At 58.7% G+C, this 22,064-nt stretch carries 20 protein-coding genes; 12 read left to right on the forward strand and 8 right to left on the reverse strand.

Translation table 11 applies throughout. The features are described 5' to 3' along the window. Nucleotides 1–3: 3 nt before the first annotated feature. The 5 genes from ACE3PH_RS06630 (at nucleotide 4) to ACE3PH_RS06650 (ending at nucleotide 4,759) form a co-directional block, all read left to right on the forward strand. Nucleotides 4–882: a DUF4123 domain-containing protein gene (locus ACE3PH_RS06630; RefSeq protein WP_374317206.1), complete on the forward strand. Its 879-nt coding sequence runs from the start codon at nucleotides 4–6 to the stop codon at nucleotides 880–882. Between the two features lie 35 nt (nucleotides 883–917). Then, nucleotides 918–1,520 (forward strand): DUF3304 domain-containing protein, encoded by a 603-nt coding sequence (locus tag ACE3PH_RS06635; RefSeq protein ID WP_374317207.1) that lies wholly within the window; start codon nucleotides 918–920, stop codon nucleotides 1,518–1,520. Nucleotides 1,521–1,593: 73 nt separating this feature from the next. Continuing rightward, nucleotides 1,594–2,175, forward strand: a complete 582-nt coding sequence (locus ACE3PH_RS06640) for a DUF3304 domain-containing protein (RefSeq protein WP_374317208.1) — start codon at nucleotides 1,594–1,596, stop codon at nucleotides 2,173–2,175. A 72-nt stretch (nucleotides 2,176–2,247) separates the two neighbouring features. Next, on the forward strand, nucleotides 2,248–2,838 hold the full coding sequence (locus tag ACE3PH_RS06645) for a DUF3304 domain-containing protein (RefSeq protein ID WP_374317209.1): 591 nt from the start codon (nucleotides 2,248–2,250) through the stop codon (nucleotides 2,836–2,838). Between the two features lie 37 nt (nucleotides 2,839–2,875). Continuing rightward, nucleotides 2,876–4,759, forward strand: a complete 1,884-nt coding sequence (locus ACE3PH_RS06650; protein ID WP_374317210.1) for a DUF2235 domain-containing protein — start codon at nucleotides 2,876–2,878, stop codon at nucleotides 4,757–4,759. 18 nt (nucleotides 4,760–4,777) lie between these two features. On the opposite strand, the gene ACE3PH_RS06655 is transcribed toward ACE3PH_RS06650, so the two are convergent. After that, nucleotides 4,778–6,763, reverse strand: a complete 1,986-nt coding sequence (locus ACE3PH_RS06655; protein ID WP_374317211.1) for a putative bifunctional diguanylate cyclase/phosphodiesterase — start codon at nucleotides 6,761–6,763, stop codon at nucleotides 4,778–4,780. Nucleotides 6,764–6,775: 12 nt separating this feature from the next. Further along, the gene (locus ACE3PH_RS06660) at nucleotides 6,776–8,353 is read right to left on the reverse strand and encodes a methyl-accepting chemotaxis protein (RefSeq protein ID WP_374317212.1); all 1,578 of its coding nucleotides are present in this window, start codon (nucleotides 8,351–8,353) and stop codon (nucleotides 6,776–6,778) included. Nucleotides 8,354–8,565: 212 nt separating this feature from the next. On the opposite strand from ACE3PH_RS06660, the gene ACE3PH_RS06665 reads away from it, so the two are divergent. Further along, nucleotides 8,566–10,632, forward strand: a complete 2,067-nt coding sequence (locus tag ACE3PH_RS06665; RefSeq protein ID WP_374317213.1) for a carbon starvation CstA family protein — start codon at nucleotides 8,566–8,568, stop codon at nucleotides 10,630–10,632. Nucleotides 10,633–10,660: 28 nt separating this feature from the next. Next, the gene (locus tag ACE3PH_RS06670) at nucleotides 10,661–10,864 is read left to right on the forward strand and encodes a YbdD/YjiX family protein (RefSeq protein WP_374317214.1); all 204 of its coding nucleotides are present in this window, start codon (nucleotides 10,661–10,663) and stop codon (nucleotides 10,862–10,864) included. Nucleotides 10,865–10,967: 103 nt separating this feature from the next. On the opposite strand, the gene ACE3PH_RS06675 is transcribed toward ACE3PH_RS06670, so the two are convergent. Next, entirely contained in the window at nucleotides 10,968–12,935 is a 1,968-nt protein-coding gene (locus tag ACE3PH_RS06675) for a phosphatase PAP2 family protein (RefSeq protein WP_374317215.1), read from the reverse strand. A gap of 165 nt (nucleotides 12,936–13,100) precedes the next feature. Then, the gene (locus ACE3PH_RS06680) at nucleotides 13,101–13,784 is read right to left on the reverse strand and encodes a sulfotransferase family 2 domain-containing protein (protein ID WP_374317216.1); all 684 of its coding nucleotides are present in this window, start codon (nucleotides 13,782–13,784) and stop codon (nucleotides 13,101–13,103) included. Between the two features lie 264 nt (nucleotides 13,785–14,048). On the opposite strand from ACE3PH_RS06680, the gene cysC reads away from it, so the two are divergent. After that, entirely contained in the window at nucleotides 14,049–14,660 is a 612-nt protein-coding gene (gene cysC / locus ACE3PH_RS06685; RefSeq protein ID WP_374317217.1) for an adenylyl-sulfate kinase, read from the forward strand. Between the two features lie 25 nt (nucleotides 14,661–14,685). On the opposite strand, the gene ACE3PH_RS06690 is transcribed toward cysC, so the two are convergent. From ACE3PH_RS06690 to ACE3PH_RS06705, 4 genes are all read right to left on the reverse strand, one after another. Then, the gene (locus ACE3PH_RS06690; protein WP_374317218.1) at nucleotides 14,686–15,342 is read right to left on the reverse strand and encodes a chalcone isomerase family protein; all 657 of its coding nucleotides are present in this window, start codon (nucleotides 15,340–15,342) and stop codon (nucleotides 14,686–14,688) included. A gap of 43 nt (nucleotides 15,343–15,385) precedes the next feature. Beyond that, nucleotides 15,386–16,114, reverse strand: coding sequence for a flagellar basal body L-ring protein FlgH (locus ACE3PH_RS06695; protein ID WP_374317219.1), 729 nt, complete (start codon nucleotides 16,112–16,114; stop codon nucleotides 15,386–15,388). Then, on the reverse strand, nucleotides 16,111–16,605 hold the full coding sequence (locus tag ACE3PH_RS06700; RefSeq protein ID WP_374317220.1) for a cell division protein FtsI: 495 nt from the start codon (nucleotides 16,603–16,605) through the stop codon (nucleotides 16,111–16,113). The genes ACE3PH_RS06695 and ACE3PH_RS06700 overlap by 4 nt, the downstream gene beginning before the upstream one ends. A 106-nt stretch (nucleotides 16,606–16,711) precedes the next feature. After that, nucleotides 16,712–17,431 (reverse strand): hypothetical protein, encoded by a 720-nt coding sequence (locus tag ACE3PH_RS06705; RefSeq protein WP_374317221.1) that lies wholly within the window; start codon nucleotides 17,429–17,431, stop codon nucleotides 16,712–16,714. 285 nt (nucleotides 17,432–17,716) lie between these two features. Here ACE3PH_RS06705 and ACE3PH_RS06710 point away from each other — a divergent pair, with 285 nt between their 5' ends. The 4 genes from ACE3PH_RS06710 to ACE3PH_RS06725 are packed head-to-tail and all read left to right on the forward strand — an operon-like array spanning nucleotide 17,717 to nucleotide 22,038. Continuing rightward, nucleotides 17,717–18,433: a response regulator gene (locus ACE3PH_RS06710; protein ID WP_374317222.1), complete on the forward strand. Its 717-nt coding sequence runs from the start codon at nucleotides 17,717–17,719 to the stop codon at nucleotides 18,431–18,433. Then, the gene (locus ACE3PH_RS06715; RefSeq protein WP_374317223.1) at nucleotides 18,433–19,749 is read left to right on the forward strand and encodes a sensor histidine kinase; all 1,317 of its coding nucleotides are present in this window, start codon (nucleotides 18,433–18,435) and stop codon (nucleotides 19,747–19,749) included. The genes ACE3PH_RS06710 and ACE3PH_RS06715 overlap by 1 nt, the downstream gene beginning before the upstream one ends. A gap of 39 nt (nucleotides 19,750–19,788) precedes the next feature. After that, entirely contained in the window at nucleotides 19,789–20,253 is a 465-nt protein-coding gene (locus tag ACE3PH_RS06720; protein ID WP_374317224.1) for a peptidylprolyl isomerase, read from the forward strand. 54 nt (nucleotides 20,254–20,307) lie between these two features. Next, complete coding sequence (locus ACE3PH_RS06725) at nucleotides 20,308–22,038, forward strand: diguanylate cyclase (RefSeq protein ID WP_374317225.1); 1,731 nt, start codon at nucleotides 20,308–20,310, stop codon at nucleotides 22,036–22,038. Nucleotides 22,039–22,064 lie beyond the last annotated feature (26 nt).

Below are 22,064 nucleotides of genomic sequence, written 5' to 3' on the forward strand. Positions count from 1 at the left end.
TTCATGAATGAACCCCGCGCCACCGGTCAACGTGCTTACGCCGCTGATATGCGGGCATGGTTCGCTAGCGTCAACAGACCTCAGCAGGTGTTTGCGTTGATTGACTTGGCCAACCTGCATCACCAGGCGGCTCAAGCCCTTCAGTACATTCGAGCAATGGGTGGCCGGTCCATCTTGCAAGATGATCGCGAGCAAGCCGCATTGGCGAGCGCATGGTTGGTGCGCTTGACCCACGATGACATTGGTCAGGAGGTGTTCGAGCGAACCGTGGTGTGGGCGGGGCAGAGCGCATGCGTGACCTGGCTCGAAAGTGCTTTGAGCTTGGACGAGTTGGCCCAACGGTTGCATCAAAGAACAAAAGCCGAGTTGCCTGAGGCTTACGCAGTGCTGTTGCGTTTCTATGATCCGAGGGTGCTGCCCGAATTGCATGCGGTGCTGGCCGATGATTTGGCAGGGTTTTTCAGAACGCTGGGGCGGTCATGGGTCTATGTTGGGCGCGACCAAAGCGTCCGATCCATTGTGTTGAGTGGCGAATTTGAGGCGGATGGATTCAGCCCGCCACTCAATCTCGATGCCGTGCAGTTCGCGGCGCTGTTGTCTGCATCAGAAGTGGATTCCGTGATGCCTGAGTTGGCGAGAGAGGCCCCTGAGGCCTTCATGGCCATGCCGTCCGAGCGGCGAGCATCGTTGACGCGTCGCTGCCTGGCGCTTGCCGACGATTGGCACCTGCAGGCCTTCGCGCATCGGGTCATGGTGGGCGTGCTCGCTTTAAAACTGGGGGAAAACTTCTACCAGCAGCCAGCATGGGTGCCGTGGATTGAACAACTTCGTCAAGGCAAGATCAATTTGATTCAGGCCATTGAAGGTGCAACCACACCATGAGGCATCTACACCTTGGGTTCCGAAATCACATGGGCATGATGAACTATTTCAAAACCTGGGCTCACAGCATGCGCATGCTTGCCGTCGCCCTGACCTGTATCTGGCTATGGGGTTGTGCTCAAGCGGACAAGCCCGGTGAGGCTGTGCCCGCAGTCAAGCTGGGTGAAGCGCAAGCATTGCTGATCCAGGGCTACAACTACACCGACGATGTCATCGACAGCTTTACTGTAAATGGCCAAGGTGGTGGGCGCTTGTATGTGAGTGGCCCTGACTCCGGAGGGGGCGGCTCGGTTTGCTGTGTGTCCTATCGACCGGGTACGCCCTTGCCGATCAAGTTGAGGGTGCGCTGGATGGGAGGGTATTGCATGGAGTTTGAAACCAGTGAATTCGGTCGGACAAACTCTTATCGAAAAGGTCTCTGGCGCGAAGCAGATGCATTTGCCGTTGACCTGTCTAACGGCAAGCCTCGGGCATTGGAGGTCCACATTTTCCCGGATGGGCATGTGGAGGCCGCGATCACAGAGGGCTATTCAAAGCCAAGGTTGGTTTTGTCTCGAACGGAAGATTTTGATCGGCCAGGCGTTCAACGTAGCTATCCCAATTGCACCGATGATCAGCTCAAACAATCAAGGTGGTAGGACCACCAGTGCCTCGGGTGACGAACAACATAGGCTTCCTATCCAACAGTTGACGAAGGTGGATTTCAAAGTCATGACTTTCAAAATGCGCACGCTTGCCGTCACCCTGATCTGCGTCTGGATCCTGGGTTCGGCTCAAGCGGAAGAGCCCAGTGAGGTGGTGCCTTTAGTGAGGCGGGGTGAAACGCAAGCATTGCTGATCCAGGGCTACAACTACACGGATGACTACATCGACAGCTTTACGGTGAACGGACAAGGAGGGGGCAATGTTCAGCTTAGCGGCCCTTACACAGGGGGAGGTGGAGGTGTTTGCTGCGTGTCTTACCGTCCGGGATCGCCGCAGCCAATTAGGTTAAAGGTGCGTTGGATAGGCGGGTATTGCATGGAGTTTGAAACCAGCGAATTCGGTAGGACAAACTCTTATCGGAAAGGTCTCTGGCGCGAAGCAGATGCATTTGCTGTTGACCTGTCCAATGGCAAGCCACGGGCATTGGAGGTCCATTTTTACCCTGATGGTCATGTGGAGGCCGCGATATCGGCTGGCAACACGCCGGCTCGACTAAAGCTCGAAGTGAATGAAAAAGGCGAGCGTCCTGGCGTTGAACATCAATATCAAACTTGTACCGATGATCAGCTCACACAATCAAAGTGGTAGGAGCATCAGCGCCTCGGGTGACGAACAAAAAGGCGTCCTATCTAACAGTTCACGAAGGTTGATTTCAAAGTCATGGCTTTCAAAATGCGCATGCTTGCCGTTACCCTGATCTGCGTCTGGATCCTGGGTTCGGCTCAAGCGGAAGAGCCCAGTGAGATGGTGCCTTCAGTGAGGCGGGGTGAAACGCAGGCATTGCTGATTCAGGGCTACAACTACACCGACGATGTCATCGACAGCTTTACGGTAAATGGCCAAGGTGGTGGGCGCTTGTATGTGAGTGGCCCTGACTCCGGAGGGGGCGGCTCGGTTTGCTGTGTGTCCTATCGACCTGGTACCCCCTTACCGATCAAGTTGAGGGTGCGCTGGATGGGAGGGTATTGCATCGAGCGTGTCAAAAACCCGTACCCCTATGGCAAGCCGTATTACGACAATCGGCGAGGCCTTTGGCGCGAAGCAGATGCATTTGCCGTTGACCTGTCTAACCGCAAGCCTCGGGCATTGGAGGTCCACATTTTCCCGGATGGGCATGTGGAGGCCTCGATCACAGAGGGTGATTCTGATCCAAGGTTGAGCTTGCCCCGAACGGTTAATTTTGAGCGCCCTGGTGTTCAACATACCTATCCCAATTGCACCGATGATCAGCTTAAACAATCAAAGTGGTAAGACGCCCAGCACGACGGGGCCTTCTCTGAGGCCGAACTTGACCGGGCTGATCGCTACGGCTGAAGCTCGAGATACCTTGTCCGCGCCCGTCTCGTTGGCTCCGCCTGCGCCCGCAGTCCATAAAAGCCTTGTAGAACAAGCACGAGCATTGCAATCCAAGCTAGGTGATCGGCTCGCACCGCATACCTGCAAGGTGTCACTGAAGATCGGTTTTTTCTTCGACGGCACCGGCAATAACATGGATGCCGATCTCGACACGGATGAGCATAGCAACGTGGCCAGATTGTTGAGGGCTTATCCGAGCGAGATGCAGGAGCGGGGGGTATATCGCTATTACATCCCCGGGTTAGGCACCTACTTTCGCGAGATTGGCGACATTGGCGATGACGATGGTGCAGCCTTTGCCAAATACGGCGATGCACGTCTCGATAAGGCCATGCAGTGGCTGGATGAAACGGTCCTCAAGCATCCTGCTGACAAGATTGAACGCATTCAGGTCTCTGTCTTTGGTTTTTCTCGGGGTGCAACGCTGGCTCGTGCATTTGCTCGACGCATCCAGGCGCGCTGTGCCCTTGATCCGCTGAACGTCAATCAGCATCTGTGGCCGAGCGTCGGTAAGCCTTTTGCTATCCAGTTCCTCGGCTTGTTTGACACGGTCGCTTCGGTAGGTATCCCAGCCAGTGCCGGTGTGGGTTCCCTGTTCCTAGCCAAGAATTGGAAGGATCTCGAGCCTTCGCTGGAAAGTCGGCGCTCCAGCCTGTTCAGTGGCTTGGCCGCCCAGGCTTTTGGTGATCAACCTGGAGCCGACCCGACTCCCGGGGCGTGGGATGGGCACATGGGGTGGGCGAAGAATTTGCGTGTACCCCCCGTGGTCCAGCGCACTGTTCATCTGATGGCGATGAACGAAATTCGCAACTCCTTCCCACTGGACACCATTTGGGACGGAGTCCGTATGCCTGCGAATGCTGAAGAAATTGTCTACCCTGGCGCCCATTCCAATATTGGTGGCGGCTACAGGCCGGGGGAGGGGGGCAAGAGTACTTCGCGGGGTCTGATGCTCAGCAAAATCCCCTTGAGAAAGATGTATGACGAAGCGGTGTTGGCGGGGGTGCCCTTGCTGTCGCTGGAATCCGCCAACCTCAAGAGCGATTTTGAGTTTGACCCCGAGCTGCAAGAGCGATTCAACCAGACGCTGGCCAAAGCGGGTGTGAGCGCCGGACGCTTGGGCGACGCCTTGCTCGCACACAGTCAGCTTTATCTGCGCTGGCGCTTTCGCAAGATCCATCTGCGACTGCGCGCACAAGAGGCCGAAGGTATTCAGGCGCAAGAGGCTCGCTACCGAAAGGAAGCAGGCGAGATAAAGGCGCGAGAAGCCGAGTTGGAGAACGACCCAGCGCGCAAGAAGGCTGAGCGCGATATGAACAATAAACATGCTGAGTGGCAATGGGCCGTTCAGGTCGCACCAGATTATCCGCATGACCAGGAGGAGGCCGCCTACCTGGCAGCAAAAGCCAGATTTGACGAACTGAATGACCCGTATCTGCGCGAGCGCGCGAAACTGCGAACGCTGCCCAGCTATGGTGGTGAACTGGTAGGCAACCTGGAGGCCTATGATCGCCAACTGATGAAGGACGTGGCTTTCATCAAGTCACAGCAAGCAAAGGGCTACAAGAACTTACGCCCCCACTATGTCCGCTTGATGGAGGCTCACGACGATGAGTTTGTCCATGGCAAAGGTTTGTCGGATCCTTTGGTTATCAAGTTCTTCGACTCGTTTGTGCATGACTCTCTGGCCGGATTTGCCAAAGATGTGACCTTGCCGTCCGATCCACGCTGCTGCTACATCGGTGGCGACGATGAGTTGAAGTACGCCAACAACCAACGCATGCAGGATCAAGGATCACCCCGGTCGGCGGCTTGATTCAGCTTTGGCGATATCTCACTGACCCCGTCTCGGCTCAGCCAGACTCGCCGGCCGCCCAAAGTGATAGCCCTGCAGTTCGTCGACGCCCAAGCGCATGAGCGCCTCGGCCTGCGCGGGCGTTTCGACACCTTCTGCCACCACCTTCAGGCCAAACCGCTTGGCGATGAACACGGCCCCCTCGATCACGGCCAGGGCTCGTTCGTCGCCGGCCAGCACGAAGCTTTTGTCGACCTTGATGGCCGTGATCGGAAATTCGTGAAGACGTGACAGGGATGAGTAGCCGGTGCCAAAGTCGTCAATGTGCACCTCGACGCCCAGTGCCCGGACGGCATGGATCACGGCAAGAACCTGTTGCATGTCCTCTTCGTTGAAGACGGTTTCCGTCACCTCGATGATCAAGCGCGAGGGCGCCAGTTGAGCCTCCTGAAGACTGCTGGCCACTTCGGCCACGAACTCTGGTTGGAGCAACTGTTTGAACGAGGTGTTGACGGCCACCTTGGTGTTCAAGGAGCGCTGGCCATGCTCGTCTTGCCACGTGGCGGCCTCTTTGCACGCCCGACGCAAGACCCAAAGACCGATGTCGCAGATGTGGTCGGTGTCCTCGGCCAGCGGGATGAACTCCACCGGCGAAATGGGGCCGATGCCTGGGCAATTCCAGCGCAACAGTGCTTCGTTGGTGATGACCTCGTGGTTGGATGACGAGACGATGGGTTGAAACACGAGGTGAAGGCTGTTGTCGCTGGTGGCCCTGCGAAGGGCCTCGATCATCAGGTTTCGCCTCGCGCTGAGGTCCAGCAGCGACTGGTTGGTTTCCAGCGAACGGTTGCGGCCGATGCGCTTCGCCTCGGAAACCGCCAGATCAGCCAGGCGGATGGCTTCTCCCAGTTCGATGTTGTGTTCGTTCAGTGCATAGATGCCAAAGCCGAGGCTGGCGCCAATGTGGAGTTGTCGGTCCTGGATGTCATAGGGCTCGGTCAGCGCCTGGCGCACGAGTTCCAACTGGCTTGAGATGTCGCGTTGGGCGGTGTCGTGAAATGGGATGCACACCACAAATTCGTCACCACCCCAGCGGCAGACTGCACCGAATTGCTCCGCGCGATGGGTTTCGATGTTCTGGACAATGAAGGCCAGTCGGTTGGCTACTTCACGCAGCAGCAGATCACCCCAGTCGTGCCCCAGCCCATCGTTGATCTGCTTGAAATGGTCGAGGTCGATCATGGCCAAGGCGACCTGGGGATGGGTGTGGCGGTCCAGCTTCTTGTAAAAATGGGCCAGGCCACGGCGGTTCAGCAGCTTGGTCAAGGTGTCGTGATGGGCTTGAAACTGCAGCGCTTCAGTGCGCTCGGCCACACGCTGTTCAAGCTTGACGTTGGTTTGCGCCAGTTCGCTTGAAATGGCGGTCATCTTGTCAACGAGGGCCTGCTTTTCCAGGTCGAGGTTGACAATTTCCTTGAGCAAGGCGAAGTTGGCCTCATGGCCTGAAATCATCACCCAGGCGAAGATGCTGCCCAGGGTGGCCAGCACGATGAAGTTGTCGTCGGGCTGTTGAGAGAGACGAATGCACGCGGGTATCAGCACCAGCAGGATGTAGATCTTGCCGGATACCCTCAAGGGCGCCAAGGTGGCCGTCGCGCCGCCAGCCAGCGCAGCCAGCACGATGATGATGATGAATTGATTGGCACCGGAGAATTGTGGGATGCCCCACCACGCGAGCATGGCCCACTGGATGCCTGCCAACAGCAGGAGGGCTTCATGTATCTGTTGCCAATGGCGCCACCGGCTATGGGTCTTGCCCGGGCGCGAGTCTGCTTTGCAGACCAGGTAAATGCCGTAGCGGATGGCTGTGAAGCCGAGTGCCCCCACCACCCAGAACCACAACATGTGTGCTGTTTGCTGACGAAGGGAATAGGCGATACCGATGATGGCCGCCGCAGTGACAAGCAGCCCTCGGGGGTGGTGGGCCAGTGCCGTCAGCCATAAACGCTTGTTGGCGTCGTTCATGGGGTGACGGAATCAGCCCAGCATGGCTGCTTGACCGGTTTTGAATTTGCCCACCAGATTGGTCAGCAAGGCCGCCTGGTTGCGCAAGCTCTCGGCAGCGGCTGCGCTCTCTTCCACCAGTGCGGCATTTTGCTGAGTGGCCTGGTCAAGGTGACCAATGCTCTGTGTCACCTGCCCGATGGCTGATGTTTGCTCGCCTGCAGTGGCACTGATGTCCGCAATGAAGTCCGCTACCTGCTGAACCTGGCCCACGATTGATTCGATCACCGTGCCGGCATTGCCCACCAGTTGCGTGCCGCTTTCAACCTTGCTCACGCTGTCGTTGATGAGGGTTTTGATTTCTTTGGCGGCTTCGGCGCTGCGCTGTGCCAGTGTACGCACTTCGCCAGCAACCACGGCAAAGCCACGGCCTTGCTCTCCAGCGCGGGCGGCCTCCACCGCTGCGTTCAGAGCCAGGATGTTGGTCTGGAAAGCAATGCCGTCAATGACCGAGATGATGTCGGCCACTTTTTGCGAGCTGTCCGAGATTTGCTGCATGGTGGCGATCATGTCGCGCATCACCTCGCCACCGTTGGCGGCAGCCTGGCTGGCAGACGAGGCCAGCTCGGTGGCCTGTTTGGCAGTTTGGGCGTTTTGCACCACCGTGGACTGGATCTCTGCCATCGATGCCGAGGTTTCCTGCAAGCTGGCTGCCTGGGACTCGGTTCGATGACTCAGGTCGGCATTGCCGGCCGCGATCTGTGCCGAGCCGGTCGCGATGGAGTCACTGGTGTGGCGCACCTGACCGACGATGTCAGAGAGGTTTTGCTGCATGACGCCCAGCATCGCCAGCACGCTGTGCCGGTGCGCGTCGGCCTGCTTGTCGATGGGGCTCAGGTCTCCTGATGCGACACGCAAAGCCACGGCATTCAGGGTGCTGGGCTCCGTGCCGAGCGCACCTTGCAGATAGCGGACCAGCGACCAGCCCATGGCGGCTGCCGCGAACAGAGCAAGCAGGCAGACGGCAATCAGGGTGTTGCGCTGCCGTGAAAATTCGCTCTCGGCTTGTTCGATCAGAAGCTTGGATCGCTCGTCAGTCAGCGTGAGATAGCTGGTGACAGATTGAAGCAGGGCAGCCAGCAGCGGGCGGCATTTGTCATTCATGTCGGCTATGGCCGCTTCGTGGTCGCCACTCAACGCGAGATCCACAATGTGGGTGGCCACTGGCCCATATTGCTTTTCGATGGATTCGATGTCGGCGACCTTGGCGCGAACGTCATCCGGGATGGCCGGGTCGGACACAGCCGACTTGAGTTTGGTCAGGTACTCCGTGACGTCATGGTGTGCCTGGGTGACTGCTGCCTTTTCTTTCGCTATGTCATCTGCGCTTTTGACCAGCACCAGATTTCGGGCTGCAACAGCTCGGCGGTTGACCGCATTTCTGATTTCTGAAGCGAGGTGTGCACGCGCGTTGACGCCGTTCACAAACGACTCCAGTCGGCCGTTGGCGCTGTTCAGATCGAACAGCGAAATGACGGCCGTGGCGACCAGCATCAGCGCCATCATGCCAATGACCAGCATCAGACGCATCTTCACGGAAAGCGATTTCACTGCAGCCTCCAGATGAGGGTAGGTTCGGCTTGAATAAGTCGCCTCAGTATCGCCAAGTCTTGTTCGGGTAATTACTTGAAAATGCCTCGTATTTCACGGTCAGATGTGATTTGTTGCCGGCGTTTATATATACGCGTAAATACAAGTGCGCTGCAGGGGTGTCAACCTCCCTGCATTAAACTCTGCGGTTTTCGGACATATTTGGAGACACCATGCCGAACATCCAGCGCCATCTGGTCTGGGGGCTTGTCTCGATCCTGGGGGCTGCGGCCCTGGGTATCGTGGCATTGAGCCGCGGCGAATCCATCAATGCGTTGTGGCTGGTCATTGCAGCCGTGTGCACGTACCTGGTGGCTTATCGCTATTACAGCCTTTACATTGCCGACCGTGTCATGGAGCTTGACCCCAAGCGCATGACACCCGCTGTGCGCCACAACGATGGGCTCGACTATGTGCCCACCAACAAGTACGTGCTTTTCGGGCACCACTTTGCAGCCATCGCAGGTGCGGGCCCGCTGGTTGGCCCCGTGCTGGCGGCCCAGATGGGTTACCTGCCGGGCATGTTGTGGATCCTGGCTGGCGTGGTGTTCGCCGGTGCAGTGCAAGACTTCATCGTCCTGTTCATCTCGACCCGTCGTGACGGGCGTTCGCTGGGCGACCTGGTGAAGTCGGAGTTGGGCACGGTGCCAGGCGTGATTGCGCTGTTCGGCACCTTCATGATCATGGTGATCATCCTGGCGGTGCTGTCGCTGATCGTGGTGAAGGCCTTGATGGGCTCGCCCTGGGGGACGTTCACGGTGGCGGCCACCATTCCCATCGCCATCCTGATGGGGGTCTATGCACGCTATGTGCGCCCGGGCCGCATTGGCGAAATGTCCATCATCGGCTTTGTGCTGCTGATGGCCGCCATTGTTTATGGTGGCGATGTGGCGGCGAGCCCGGTGTGGGGCCCGATGTTCACGTTCGATGGCAAGCAGTTGACCTGGATCCTCATCGGCTATGGTTTCATCGCTTCGGTGCTGCCCGTGTGGTTGCTGCTGGCGCCACGTGATTACCTGTCGACCTTCCTGAAGATCGGGACCATTGTGGGCCTGGCCATTGGTATTGCCGTGGTGGCGCCCAAGCTGCAAATGCCGGCGCTGACCAAGTTTGTGGATGGTTCGGGACCGGTGTGGGCGGGTAGCCTGTTCCCCTTCCTGTTCATCACCATTGCCTGTGGGGCGGTGTCCGGCTTCCATGCCCTGATCTCTTCAGGCACCACCCCCAAGCTGCTGGACAACGAGAAGAACGCCCGACTGATTGGGTATGGCGGCATGCTGATGGAGTCATTCGTGGCCATCATGGCTCTGGTGGCGGCCTCGGTGATCGAGCCGGGTGTGTACTTCGCGATGAACAGCCCCGCCGCTGTGCTGGGCAAGACGGCCGAAAGCGCTGCCCAGGTCATCAACCAGTGGGGTTTTGTGGTCACGCCTGAGATGCTGGTGCAGACCGCCAAGGACGTCGGTGAAAACAGCATCATCTCGCGTGCCGGTGGTGCGCCCACGCTGGCTGTGGGCATGGCTCACATCCTGTCGAACGTGATTGGTGGCAAGACGATGATGGCCTTCTGGTACCACTTCGCCATCTTGTTCGAGGCACTTTTCATCCTGACTGCGGTGGACGCAGGCACCCGGGCCGGTCGCTTCATGCTGCAGGACCTGATGGGCACGTTTGTGCCCTCGATGCGCCGCATGGATTCGATCGTGGCCAGCCTGGTGGCGACCGCGCTGTGTGTGGCAGCATGGGGCTACTTCCTCTATCAGGGTGTGGTTGACCCGCTGGGTGGCATCAACACCTTGTGGCCGCTCTTTGGCATTGCCAACCAGATGCTGGCCGGCGTGGCGTTGCTGCTGGCGACCGTGGTGCTGTTCAAGATGAAGCGTCAGCGTTTTGCGTGGGTCACCATCGTGCCGACGGTGTGGCTGCTGCTGTGCACGCTGACGGCCGGCTGGCAAAAGATCTTCCATGACAGCCCGAAAATTGGCTTCCTGGCTGCGGCCAACAAGTACCAGACGGCGCTGGACAAGGGAGAGTTGCTGGCGCCGGCCAAGTCAGTCGAGCAGATGCATCAGATCGTCATGAACAACCGCATCGACGCCATCATGGCCGCGCTGTTCATGTTCCTGGTGGTGAGCGTGCTGGTGTTTGCGGTGATCTCGTGCCGCAAGGCGCTGGCGACCAAGCAGCGTACGGATCAGGAAACCCCGTTCGAACCCATGCCGGAAGGCGTGCAGGTTTGATTGGCCCATACTGAAAAGGATGGCAAGCATGTTTTCCGACCTGGGCCGTGTGGGCCAATACCTGGGGCAGGCCGCCCGCCTGATGGTGGGTATGCCTGACTACGGCACTTATGTGCGGCACATGCAAGCCAACCACCCGGACAAACCGGTCATGTCGTACGAAGAGTTCTTTAAGGAGCGACAGGAGGCGCGCTACGGCGGCGCCAACGGGCGACCGGGACGGTGTTGCTGAAATCATTCAGGGCTGATTGAAATATGAAAAGGCCAATGGGCTTCAGTCCATTGGCCTTTTGCATATGCCAGCGAGAAATGTGTGATTGCGTCAGGCAGACTGCTTATACGGTGCTGGCGGATACCAGGGTGATTTTCACGTTGCGGCTGCCATAGGTGATATTCACCTTGTAGCCAGATACGGTCACGCTGGTGAATTTGCCATGCACTTCACTGCCGCTGACCACGGTCAAGCTGTCGCCGACGGCGGGGGTATACCCATTGAAGCTGACCGTGAGCGTGCCGCCTAGCGTCACATCCTTGGCGCTGGTGATGCGGCCTTTGCCGCCACTGCCCACCACCACAGACAAGGCGCCGGCGGTTTGTGTATAGCGGCCGGTCAGTGCGACGTTTTCTGTGACCTGCAAAGTGCCTGCGCTTTGGTAGACGTCACCGGTGCCAAACGCGTTGGTAGATGCGCCCACCAGGGTGCCTGCACTCAGTACAGTGCCGCCGCTGTAGGTGTTGGCACCACTCAACGTGAGGGTGCCGGTGCCCAGTTTGGTCAGCAGGCCTGCGCCGCTGATGTCATTGGCCCACGTGTCGCTGGCGTTGAAGCCGCCTTCGCTCGCATCCATCGTGACGCTCACGTCACCATTGAATGCACCGTAGCCGTCAGCCGCAGCGACCAGGTTCAGTCGGCCCCAGCCTTCGCTGTCGTCCATGAGCGGGTAGCCTGAACTCAGCGCCGTGGTTTTCAATACCACGCGGCGTTGTGTGGCGGTCAGATAGGGAAAGCGTGTCTCCAGCAAGATCTCGGCCGCTTTGGGCACCTGTGCCGTCTGCGTGGTGCTGGCGATGGTGCTGAAGCCGAAGGTCAGACGCTGTTTTGCCAGCGCCTTCATGCTGGCGGTGCTGGCAAAGCGGTCGTTGCTGCTGGTGCCCGAGTGGGCGTAGGTGTAGAAGCTGCTCCAGTCGCTGACCCCGACGGCCGACATCATGATGGTATGAGCCTCGTCATACGCAGCCTTGCGGGTGGCGCTGTCAATGTTGTTGATACCTGCCACCACGGCGGCCATGCCCAGCATGCGGCCACCAATCACGTCCAACGGCGAGTGCATGCCGGCCAGGATGCGGTTGTTGCCGAGCTCCAGTGAGCGAGCCACCAGTTCCTGGAAGCGCTCCGGCATGACGTAGGCCATGGCCAGTGTGTCACGCACGGCCTCGGCGGTGTGGCCGCTGGGTTGGCCGCCATCGGTGGCTGCTGTGCTGCCTTTGGCAGGCACCAGGGTTGGGGCTACCACCACGTTGCTGCTCCAGCGCCAGGGGCGCGCGTATTTGTAATAGCGCTTGGCCGGTTCGGCAGAGGCGCTGGTCTTGTTGGTGGTGGCGTCGTTCAGGAAGTCCACCACCGCGCCAAAGCTGGTGTTGCCGCTGCTGGTGCTCACGCCCCGGTCTGTGCCGCGGTCGGTATAGAGCACCGTGGTGGCGTCCGAAGGGATGTCGGTTTGACAGTTGGTTGCTGTGGACGAGGTGGTCAGGCAGACAGTCTGCTGTGCGGCGGTGCGCCAGGCATCGGTGAGGGGGCCCATGCCGTCAGACACGCTATAGCCCTTGTTGCGCCGATCATCGAAGTAGGCGGCCGAGGCTTCGTCGTCTGTGCGGGCGGTGGTCTTGTCGACCACATACTGGATGTTGGCACTGTGGACTGTGGCGTTGAGGATGGTGCCATCCATGCCGTCACCGGTGTAGGCGCTGAAGTTCTCGCAGGAAGATCCTGAGACGGTGACACCGGCATCGACATAGCTGGTCTTTGGCGTCCAGAGGGCCAGGAAGCCCGTGAGCACGCGAACGCCGGCGTTGGTTTCCTTGGTCGCGTGGCAGCCGTCACCGCGAACGTTGGTGGCGTAGTAGTCCACAAACGGCAGCACGGTGGTCTCGTCCTGTACGGCAGCGGTTTCTTCGTAACCCAGGCCGGTGGGGGCGCTCGGGGTGGTCCAGCTGCTGGAGGAGCCGCCGCCACAGGCGACGAGGCAGGCGGAGGTGGCAACACTCAGGCTGAAAACCAGCCAGGACTTCTTGGCGGTGAACATGGCAGCAACTCGCTTCGTGAAACTCAGAAGCTGCGCATGTTCTTGTTACATTGTGACGAGGCGGTGTCGGGCTGGTGAAGGCACAGTTAAACGCAAAAACGTGCGCGTAAATGTTTGTTGACGCATGTTGATCGCAATTTCGATCAACAGCGTGTCACGCGCAGGTCACTCGAATCTGTAGTTGAAGAGCTTCAAGTCTTGAACATAAAGCGACTGAACAATGTCAACGCTGCGGCTGTTTCTGTAGGCCGCCCGATAGTCGCTATGGCTCTTTTGCGTGTTGATGTTCTTGCGCTCAGCCTTGAACGGGATGTTCAGTTTCTCGGCTACTTGCGCAAAATCGTCGTCCAGTGCTTCTTGCCGGCCAACAAAGTCCACGATCACCTTGCCGCACAAATCCACGATGAATGTGGACTGAGGGAGGATGTGGAGATTGCTGAGCAACTCTCCCTCGTGTAGTGCTCGCAAAACGAAGTCATCGAAATCCTGGTAGCGGCGAATGACTTCACCGACGGCCTGGTCATGCGCGCCACCTGCACCACCAGCCCTCAGATACTCATAGGCGGAGTAGAGCCTGTCAAACGGATTGCGTACGAACGAGAACTTGAATGCGTGGTCGAAATAGCTGCGGTTGGCTGCACGGTAGACAAACCATGGAAAGTGCTGGCGGTAGTGCACCCGGCGCTTGCCCAGCGCTGCCAGCACGGATGTGCCTGCTGTTTTGGGTATATGAATGAACAAGCAGTTGTGTTTGCGCTGATGCGCCTCGAATGGGAAGTACAGGTACTTGTCGACTGTGCGCTCAATGCGGTCCGCCAGACGATCTGGAATGGTTCGGGTTGCGGTCATGGCAGTGCTCCGGTGTTTGTTCTGGGTGTTCGAGTTTGCTCAACGGCTGCAAATGCATGCAGGAAGTGTCATCTGTGCGGAGAGGAAATCTTGTGCAGTGGTCAGGTTTCACATTGCTTTACCGATGGCCCGCGATTGTTTGCAAGATGGGCGTTATATTGTCCAATGATCTAAACAAATAAATGATTTGCATGATCGGCGATGTGCCGGATGCACCCGGCGAACTGGGGGCCAGGTGTTGTGCGGATCAGGAGAGACAAGGCCTTGCAGGACGTTTCATCATCTCAACGCGCCATTCATTGGCACCAGCAATCTGTGGATGGCGAGGCGCGCGCTCGTTTGAAGCAACAGCGTCCAGTCTGTCTGTGGTTGACAGGGCTGTCTGGGTCTGGCAAGTCAACCTTGGCCAACTTGCTTGAAGCAAGCTTGTATGACAAGGGTGTCCATACCTACTTGCTGGATGGCGATAACCTGCGCCACGGTTTGTGCAGCGACTTGGGCTTCAGCGATTCCGACCGCACAGAGAATATCCGTCGAGCGGCTGAGGTGGCCAAGTTGATGGTCGATGCTGGCCTGGTGGTGATCGTGTCGTTTATCAGCCCGTTTCGTGCGGATCGGGCATTTGCTCGGTCGCTATTCGAGCCGGGAAGCTTTTTTGAGGTCTTTGTCGATGCGCCATTACAGGCGTGCATGCAGCGAGACCCCAAAGGCTTGTATGCGAAGGCTCAACGAGGTGAGTTGAAAAACTTCACCGGCCTCGACAGTCCGTATGAGCCGCCAGAGAGCCCTGAGGTGCACTTGCGCACGGCTTCGGACTCGCCACAAGAGTGTGTGGAGATGGTGCTCCGTCGAATCTTGGCAACCCCGCTGGCTTGAGCGCCTGAGCGGGGTCGGGCCGGTTTCACCATTCGTTCTGGTTTTGAGCCACCAGCACCTTGCGGCTGGCTCCGTCATCGGCCGGTGGTGTGCGGCCCTTGCCCAGAAGCTTGGGCTTGAGTGTGGGGTCAGTCGGGTCATCGCCTAACCAGATACGCAGCAGCGCCGCGTAGAACTCCGTGCCGCGCAGAGGCTCCAGTAGAGGTCTGCCGTTGAGTTCAATGCGTGTGCCGCTACCAGGGAGCCAGTCCAGGGTGAGGACGTCGCCCTTTCTCAGCCCGTTGGGTTGCCGAGCGAGGGCCTTCACGACTTGGTTCATGTTGGCGCTGATTTGTTGCCGCCCCGTTTTTTCTGCATAACGCGTCAATGTGGACGCAATCGCCTCGTCAAATTCGCTGCTGCTGACGTTGCGCATCAGCGTGATCTGCATGCGTCGTGGACCATCCATGTTCATGATGCCGCTGGAGCTGTCGCGCCGGTCGGGCAAATAGAGGCCGATTGCATAGATGTTGAAGAACCAGCGCTTGCTGATGCCGGCTCCGTTGAGCACCAACTGCTGCCCGGAGACTTGCGTGGCGTTGGCCAGCCGTATGCCCTCCAGGTCAAGTGCCCAGCAGGGCGAGGTCAGGCTGAGTGACGATGCAAGCAGCCATGTATGGGGTTTGCGAAGTGAAATTGCCATGGTGTGTCTCCCGGTAGGACGGGTTGACAAGGCTGATCACGCCTCACCAGATGGTGAGATGCTTGACCAGCGCCCTTTGCAGCCAGTTGCGGCTGGCTGCGTCCTGCACATCGCCTTCTCCGCCCAACTCGATACGGGCGTTGAGAACATCACCTGAGGCGACCGTGTTCCCCGACTTGATGTCTTTGGGGTTGACGACGCCGGAGATGCGCAGGGTGGAAGTGCCGCCGTTGACCGAGATGCCTTTCTCGCCAGCGACGACCAGATGTCCGTTGGGCAGCACGTTGATGACCGAGGCGGTGATTTCGCCGGTCAGGGTGCTGGTGTTGTCAGTGTTGCCCTTGCCCTTGAACGAGTCGCTGCCTGAGGCAGAGGCATCCAGGTTGATGATCTTGTCGATCAGGCTGCTGGAGGTCGATGTGCCGTCACCAGGACCTTTGACCGCCACCGCATTCTCCCGGCTGGTGTCGGTGTTGAGCTTGCGAACCGCGGTGGTCTTTTCGGAAATGCTGATTTTCAGCGTGTCACCGATGCTGCGAGGGCGCTTGTCACCCGAGAACAGCGAGGTAGACACCATGGTCGGCTGGAAGATCGAGCCGTTGTTGACCTTCTCGATGTAGTTGGGCGGCGTGTTGGGCGTGACATTGAGCGGCTGTTGAGCGTAGGTGGTCGTGCCGCAAGCAGTCAGCGAACTGCCGATGACGGCGACCAGGATCAGCATCAAGACAAAGCGCGCAACGATTTCTGAAAACAGGCTCATGAATATGTTCATGGTTGAGCTCCATTTGTGGTGTTCTGGGCGGTTTTGATTTCGCCTTTGACCAATGCATGAATGGCTCTGGCGATTTTGTTTCGTGTGCCGGACCATTTGCCCATTTGCAGCTCGGCGCCAAGTTCGTAACCGCTGCTGCCAATGATTTCGCCATTGCTGCGTTGCAGTGTGAACATGGCGCGGCTCATGAATGGCTGGTAGGTTGAGCTGAATGGCGGGGTATCCCATTCCATATAGGCGCTGTATTTCAACCAGATAGGGCACTGATCGAGAACGCCGCTGATTTCATATATGCGGCTTTCAATCTGATGGGTTTTCAGTTCGTTTTGAATGGCAGGCAGTAGATCGGCGACCTGGGTATCCGGGTTGTATTCGATGCACAAGGTTGCAGGAGCGCTGGCGCCGTGGTGTACGAGGTAGCTCGCATCGCTGGGGCCTTGTGCAATGGCTGTGCTGGCTGCCATGCCGGTGGCCTTGATCAATTCGAACAAGGGTGATGGCGTGACGATCGAGCACGCGCTCAATGCCAGGCAGATCAGCGGCAGCAGAATCAGGCGAAGGGGCAGGGAAGGCATGGCTAGACTCGCACTGGGTGGGTCAGACCAGGGTGTCGATCAGGGCGCTTCCCAAGGCCGCGGTGGTACCGACGTAACCCAGCGTGTTGCTGGCAAACTGACCAACCGTGCTGGCAACGTCTCCTGCCGTCGACAGAACGGCAGCGCTTGCTTTATAGGTGTCGTTGGCGATGCTCTTGGTGACGCTGGATACTTCAGATGCGACATCCGAGACGGTGTCTTCCACGGTGTCGTACGCGTCGCTCACGGCGTTGACCACAGACTTCTCGGCCTTGACTACGGCGTTGGCGATCGAGCTGGCGGTGCTGCTGACCGAGCTGGCTGCATCGGATATGCCGTCTGTGATCGTATCGACCGTATCACCCACGGCATCGACGACATCACTGACTGTGTCGGTGACGGCGTCTGCTGCATCTTCTACGGCATCAACAGCCCCGGTGACGGTGTCGGAAACGAAGTCGGCCGCGGTTTCAAATGCATCCCCAATGGCGGAAAACGTGCTGCTGACGGCGCTTTCGGTCGTGTTGATGGCATTGTTGAGTGTTTGCAGGCCTTTCTCGCTGATGGAGACGACGGAACTGGCTGTATTGCCGGCAGCCTGGATGCTTGCAATACCGGTTGCCACGACAGGCCCATACTCTTTCACATTGGCTTCATAGGTACCCTGTTTTTTAGACAGGCTGTTTGCGGCATTGGTCGAATAGGTGTTCACCGAATTGCCAAGGTTGCTGATTGAGCTCATCGTGGCCTCCATTGGGTAGGTGAGCTCATGCTAGGCTTGGTGCTAATTTTCGAATTGATGATTAATCCGGTGAAATTCGGGTAATTAATATTGCTTATTGGAAATTATCAATAATATATATTCAAGTCAATATTCGTGACCTTCGCATCACATTGCGTCACAAAACATGTGCGAGTATCACAATCAGGACTCCCGGGTGTGTCTGCGTCGTGCGGCTGTGTGAAGAATGGTGAATAGGGGTGAAATAAGTCCGCGGTGTCATGTCGGTGGAATAATGGGGCGATCATGTTGAAGAACGAGCACCCCTTGCACCTGTACGTCGTGGAAGACGACGGCGCCTTGCGTGACATGCTGTCTGCTTATCTGGACCGCCAAGGCATGGGCGTCACAGCCTTTGCCAACGCAGAGGCCTTTCAGGATGCCTACGCCCGTGAGAAACCCGATTTGCTCATCCTGGACGTGGGACTGCCGGGCCTCAATGGGCTCGACCTGTGCCGCTGCATGCGTTCTGTTGGCGATCAGTTGCCCATCATCTTGTTGACGGCGCGCAGCGAGGAGATCGACCGCGTGCTAGGGCTCGAAATGGGTGCCGACGACTACCTGAGCAAGCCCTTCTCGGCTCGCGAGCTGGTGGCCCGTGTGCGGGCTGTGCTGCGTCGCTATCAGGGCGGCAGTGGCGAGCCCCTGTCTCAAAATGGTGTCCGTATCGGTGCCCATGCCTTCGTGCCGGAATCGCGAAGCCTGGTGAAGGGCGATGATTTCAGGGTGCTCAATCCGGTGGAATTTGCACTGTTGTCCGAGTTGGTCGCCCAGTCGAACGTGCCGGTCAGTCGCGAGCGGCTGATTGCCGTGTCACATGACGACGAAGATGATGTGACACCTCGCGCTGTGGACGCGGCGATCATGCGCCTGCGCCGGGTGGTGGAGCCCGACCCCTCTCAGCCTCGATTCATCCAGACCGTGCGGGGTCAAGGCTACGTGTTTGTGCCGCAGGGCGGCTGATGGCCATCGGTACCAGCTTTTCCATCGTCCGGCGAATGACCGTTCTGGTCATTGCCATTTCACTGGTCTCGCTGGTCCTGCATGTGTTCATGGCGTTCAATTTCGGACGCCCGATGATGCAGGAGTTGATCGATCACCTGGCCTCCGAGACGAGGCTGGTGCGCAGTGTTCTGCGCCGCTCTGTTCCAGAGGATCGCTACAAGGTGGCGCAGGCGCTGAGCTTGCCGCGCATGGAGGTGTCCCGCCAGCCTCCACCTGATGCCTTGCCCCGGCTGCCCTGGCAGGAGCTGGATATGCCTGGCGAGATGCTGGATGCCCTGGTCAGACAGTTGGGGCCGGACATCGAGATCGTCGAGGAGCCGCCCGCACGGGATGGCGCCTCCCGCGTTGTGCACATCGGGGTGCTGGTGGATGGGGAAACTTGGTGGGTGCACCACCGCTTGCCCGCCCGCTCGGCCAGTTGGGCCATCTTTCCACTGCTCATACCGGTGTTGCTGGTCGTTCTGGCCGGTACGCTGGCTTCCGTGATGGGCATCCGCCTGATCACTCGGCCGATGTCCTTGCTGTCCAAGGAAATGCTGTCCAGGCGAAAGCAGTTGTCACCCATTGAGCCGGCGCAGCCTGTCGGTGCCGAGTTGAACACCATGGTGAACGCGTTCAACGAGATGGTGCTGGCACTTCGGCGTTCAGATCAATCGCGTCGCAATTTGCTGGCAGGGGTGTCGCATGACCTGCGAACACCGCTGGCCAGATTGCGTCTGAGAGCGGAGCTGGAATGCCCTGACGCGGTGTTCCAGGCGATGGAGGCTGATTTCAAGGCGGTCGCACACATCATCGAGCAGTTCCTGGCCTATGCCCAGGGGCATGGCCCTCAGGAGTCTGGCCCGAAGGAGGCGATGGCTGATGTCATGCGTCGCAGTGTCAGCCGCTATGCTGAAGCAGGGCTGTCCGTCGAGCTGGGGCGAATCGATCAGACCTCGCTGATGGTGTCGTCAACCTCTCTTCAGCGGCTGCTGGGAAATCTGATCGACAACGCGCTCAGCCACGGCCAGCCTCCGGTGGTGGTGGCTTTGGAGGTGCGTGAGTCGGCGTGGGTTGAACTGGTGGTCTATGACCAAGGGGTCGGCATTTCGGCAGACGCCTTCGGGCAGGCCCTGATGCCCTTTGTCAAACTGGGCCGCCTCAATGACGAGGTGGGGCATTGCGGACTGGGGCTGGCCATCGTCAGCCAGATCGCTTCCATGCTGGGCGCGGAGGTGCGCCTGCATCCTTTTGACGGACATCGCTCCGGCATTGGTGTGCGCTGGCCAGTGTGATCCTAAAATCACGCTCCGTAGCCAACCAAGTCTGTCGAGATGTCCATTCGCCCGCAAACCGTCGTATCGCTGCATTACCAGGTGACCGATGTCGATGGCCGCCTGGTTGATCCCGGCGAGGCGCCCATGGTCTACCTGCATGGTGGTTTCGATGACCTGTTTCCCAAACTGGAAGCCGAGCTTGAAGGACACGCCGTCGGCGATGCGCTGACAGTGACACTCAAGGCTGCGGATGCCTTCGGACTGTATGACCCCGAATTGCTGCGGATCGAGCCCAGACAAGCCTTGCCTGGTGATTTGTCTGTGGGCAAGCAATATGAGGGCACCCCTGAAGATGGCACAGATCAGGACATGTTGATCTACACGGTGACCGACGTCACCGATGAGCATGTCGTTCTGGACGCGAATCACCCGCTTGCCGGGGTGGATCTGGTGTTCGACATCACGGTGTTGGATGTGCGAGAAGCCACGGAAGCGGAAATAAGTCAGGGTTGCGTGTTGTAACGTCTGGGTAAACACGGGGTAAACGTATGTGTGCCTGCTGTCGAAATGGCAGGCATGAGAAACCCCGTTCAACACAGCCCGGAAAATGATCCGCGATTGACCCTGGCGCCGGTCTATCCCGAGCCGGCTGATGGAACCTGGGGCGTCTGGCTGCTTGGCAGCGACTGGAAGCAGCGCTTGCGGATCTCGCGGTGCCTGGGCAGTGGCGTGATCTATCTGATCATCTGCTCGGTGCTGAACGCCGTGGTGCACATGGGTGACCTGCCTCCCGAGCCGGTGCTGCGCATCAGCGTGGCGGCACTGGCGGCAGTCTTTTTGTTCTACACCCTGCTGCGCACGGGCATCAGCCGCGCCTTCCGCGACCCATCGCTGACCATGCCTCAGATGCTGGTGGCGATCGGATGTGCCGCATGGATCTATACGCTGGGTGGTTCAGCACGCGATCTGATGTTGCTGTTTCTCGTGCCCTTGCTGATGTTCGGCTACCATTTTCTGCGCCCTTTGCAGGTCAGGCTGCTGGCGGGCTACACCCTGTTCATCATGGGCGGAGCCATGATCTGGCTGGTTCACCACAACCCACTGCGTTACGACATGGCGCAGGAGTTGTTGCGCTTCATGCTGCTGGCGGTGGTAGCCTCCATGCTGACCCAGTTCACTGCCCAGGATTCCGAGGAAACCTCAGGCTGGCTGCACGGCTTGATGAGGCTGGTGTTCACAGACGATGTGAAGCAACGTCTGCGCATTCAGCGCTCATTGGTGGCCGCCGCCAATTTCGTGATCTGCACCATTGTGCTGGGCTATGCCGTCAACACCGGGGCTGTTCCCGAGTTGGATGGCTGGTTGCTGGGCTCCTACATGCTGGCCCAGTCTGCGGTGTTCTACGGCTTGTTGCGCAGTGGGATCAATCTCCGTTTTGCAGACCCATCGCTGACCTTGCCCCAGATTCTGGTGGCCATCACCTGCGTGGTGGGCGCTTACGCCATCCTGGGTGGCTCGCGGGGGGCATCGCTGATGTTGCTGGTGCTGGTGTTGGTGTTTGGACTGTTCAACCTGACGGCTCAGCAAGCCCGTCTGGCTGCGTTCTTTGCGCTGGTGACACAAGGGCTGACCATGCTGGCCATGACGACCCTGGCGCCCCAGCGCTACCCGATGCGGCAGGAGCTGATCCATTTCCTGTTTGCCTGCACGACCTTGCCCACCATTTCCCTGCTGGCGGGTGAGATCAGCGAGTTGCGCTCCCGCCTGAAAGCACGCAAGGATGAGCTGGCCACGGCGCTGGAGCGCATCCAGACTTTGGCTACGCGTGATGAGCTCACAGGCCTGTTCAATCGGCGGCACATGATGGAAACGTTGCACCTGCAAAAGCGCTTCAGTGACCGAGGAGGGCGCATTTTCTGCATCGGCATCATCGACATCGACTTTTTCAAGCGCATCAATGACACCTATGGTCATGGCGTGGGGGATGAGGTGCTGCGCGCCTTTGCCCAGGCCATTCAGAGTGAGTTGCGTGAATCGGATGTGATCGCCCGCTGGGGGGGAGAAGAGTTCCTGCTGATGTTGACGGAGTGCCGGGTCGGGCAGGCTGACGCCATGCTGGAGCGGGTGCGGGACATGATCAACGACGCCCGGGTGTCGAGATTGATCCCCGAGCTGCGGGTGCGCTTTTCTGCAGGGATGGCAGAGCAGCGTTTCGATGAAGATGTCGAAGAAACCATCGAGCGGGCTGACCAGGCGCTCTACCGTGCCAAGCGAGCTGGGCGCAATCGCACGGTGCTGGCGAGTTGATCCCCATCTGCGCTGGAGCCGGGCAG

It is taken from the genome of Aquabacterium sp., assembly GCF_041909175.1.
Classification (GTDB): Bacteria; Pseudomonadota; Gammaproteobacteria; order Burkholderiales; family Burkholderiaceae_C; genus Aquabacterium.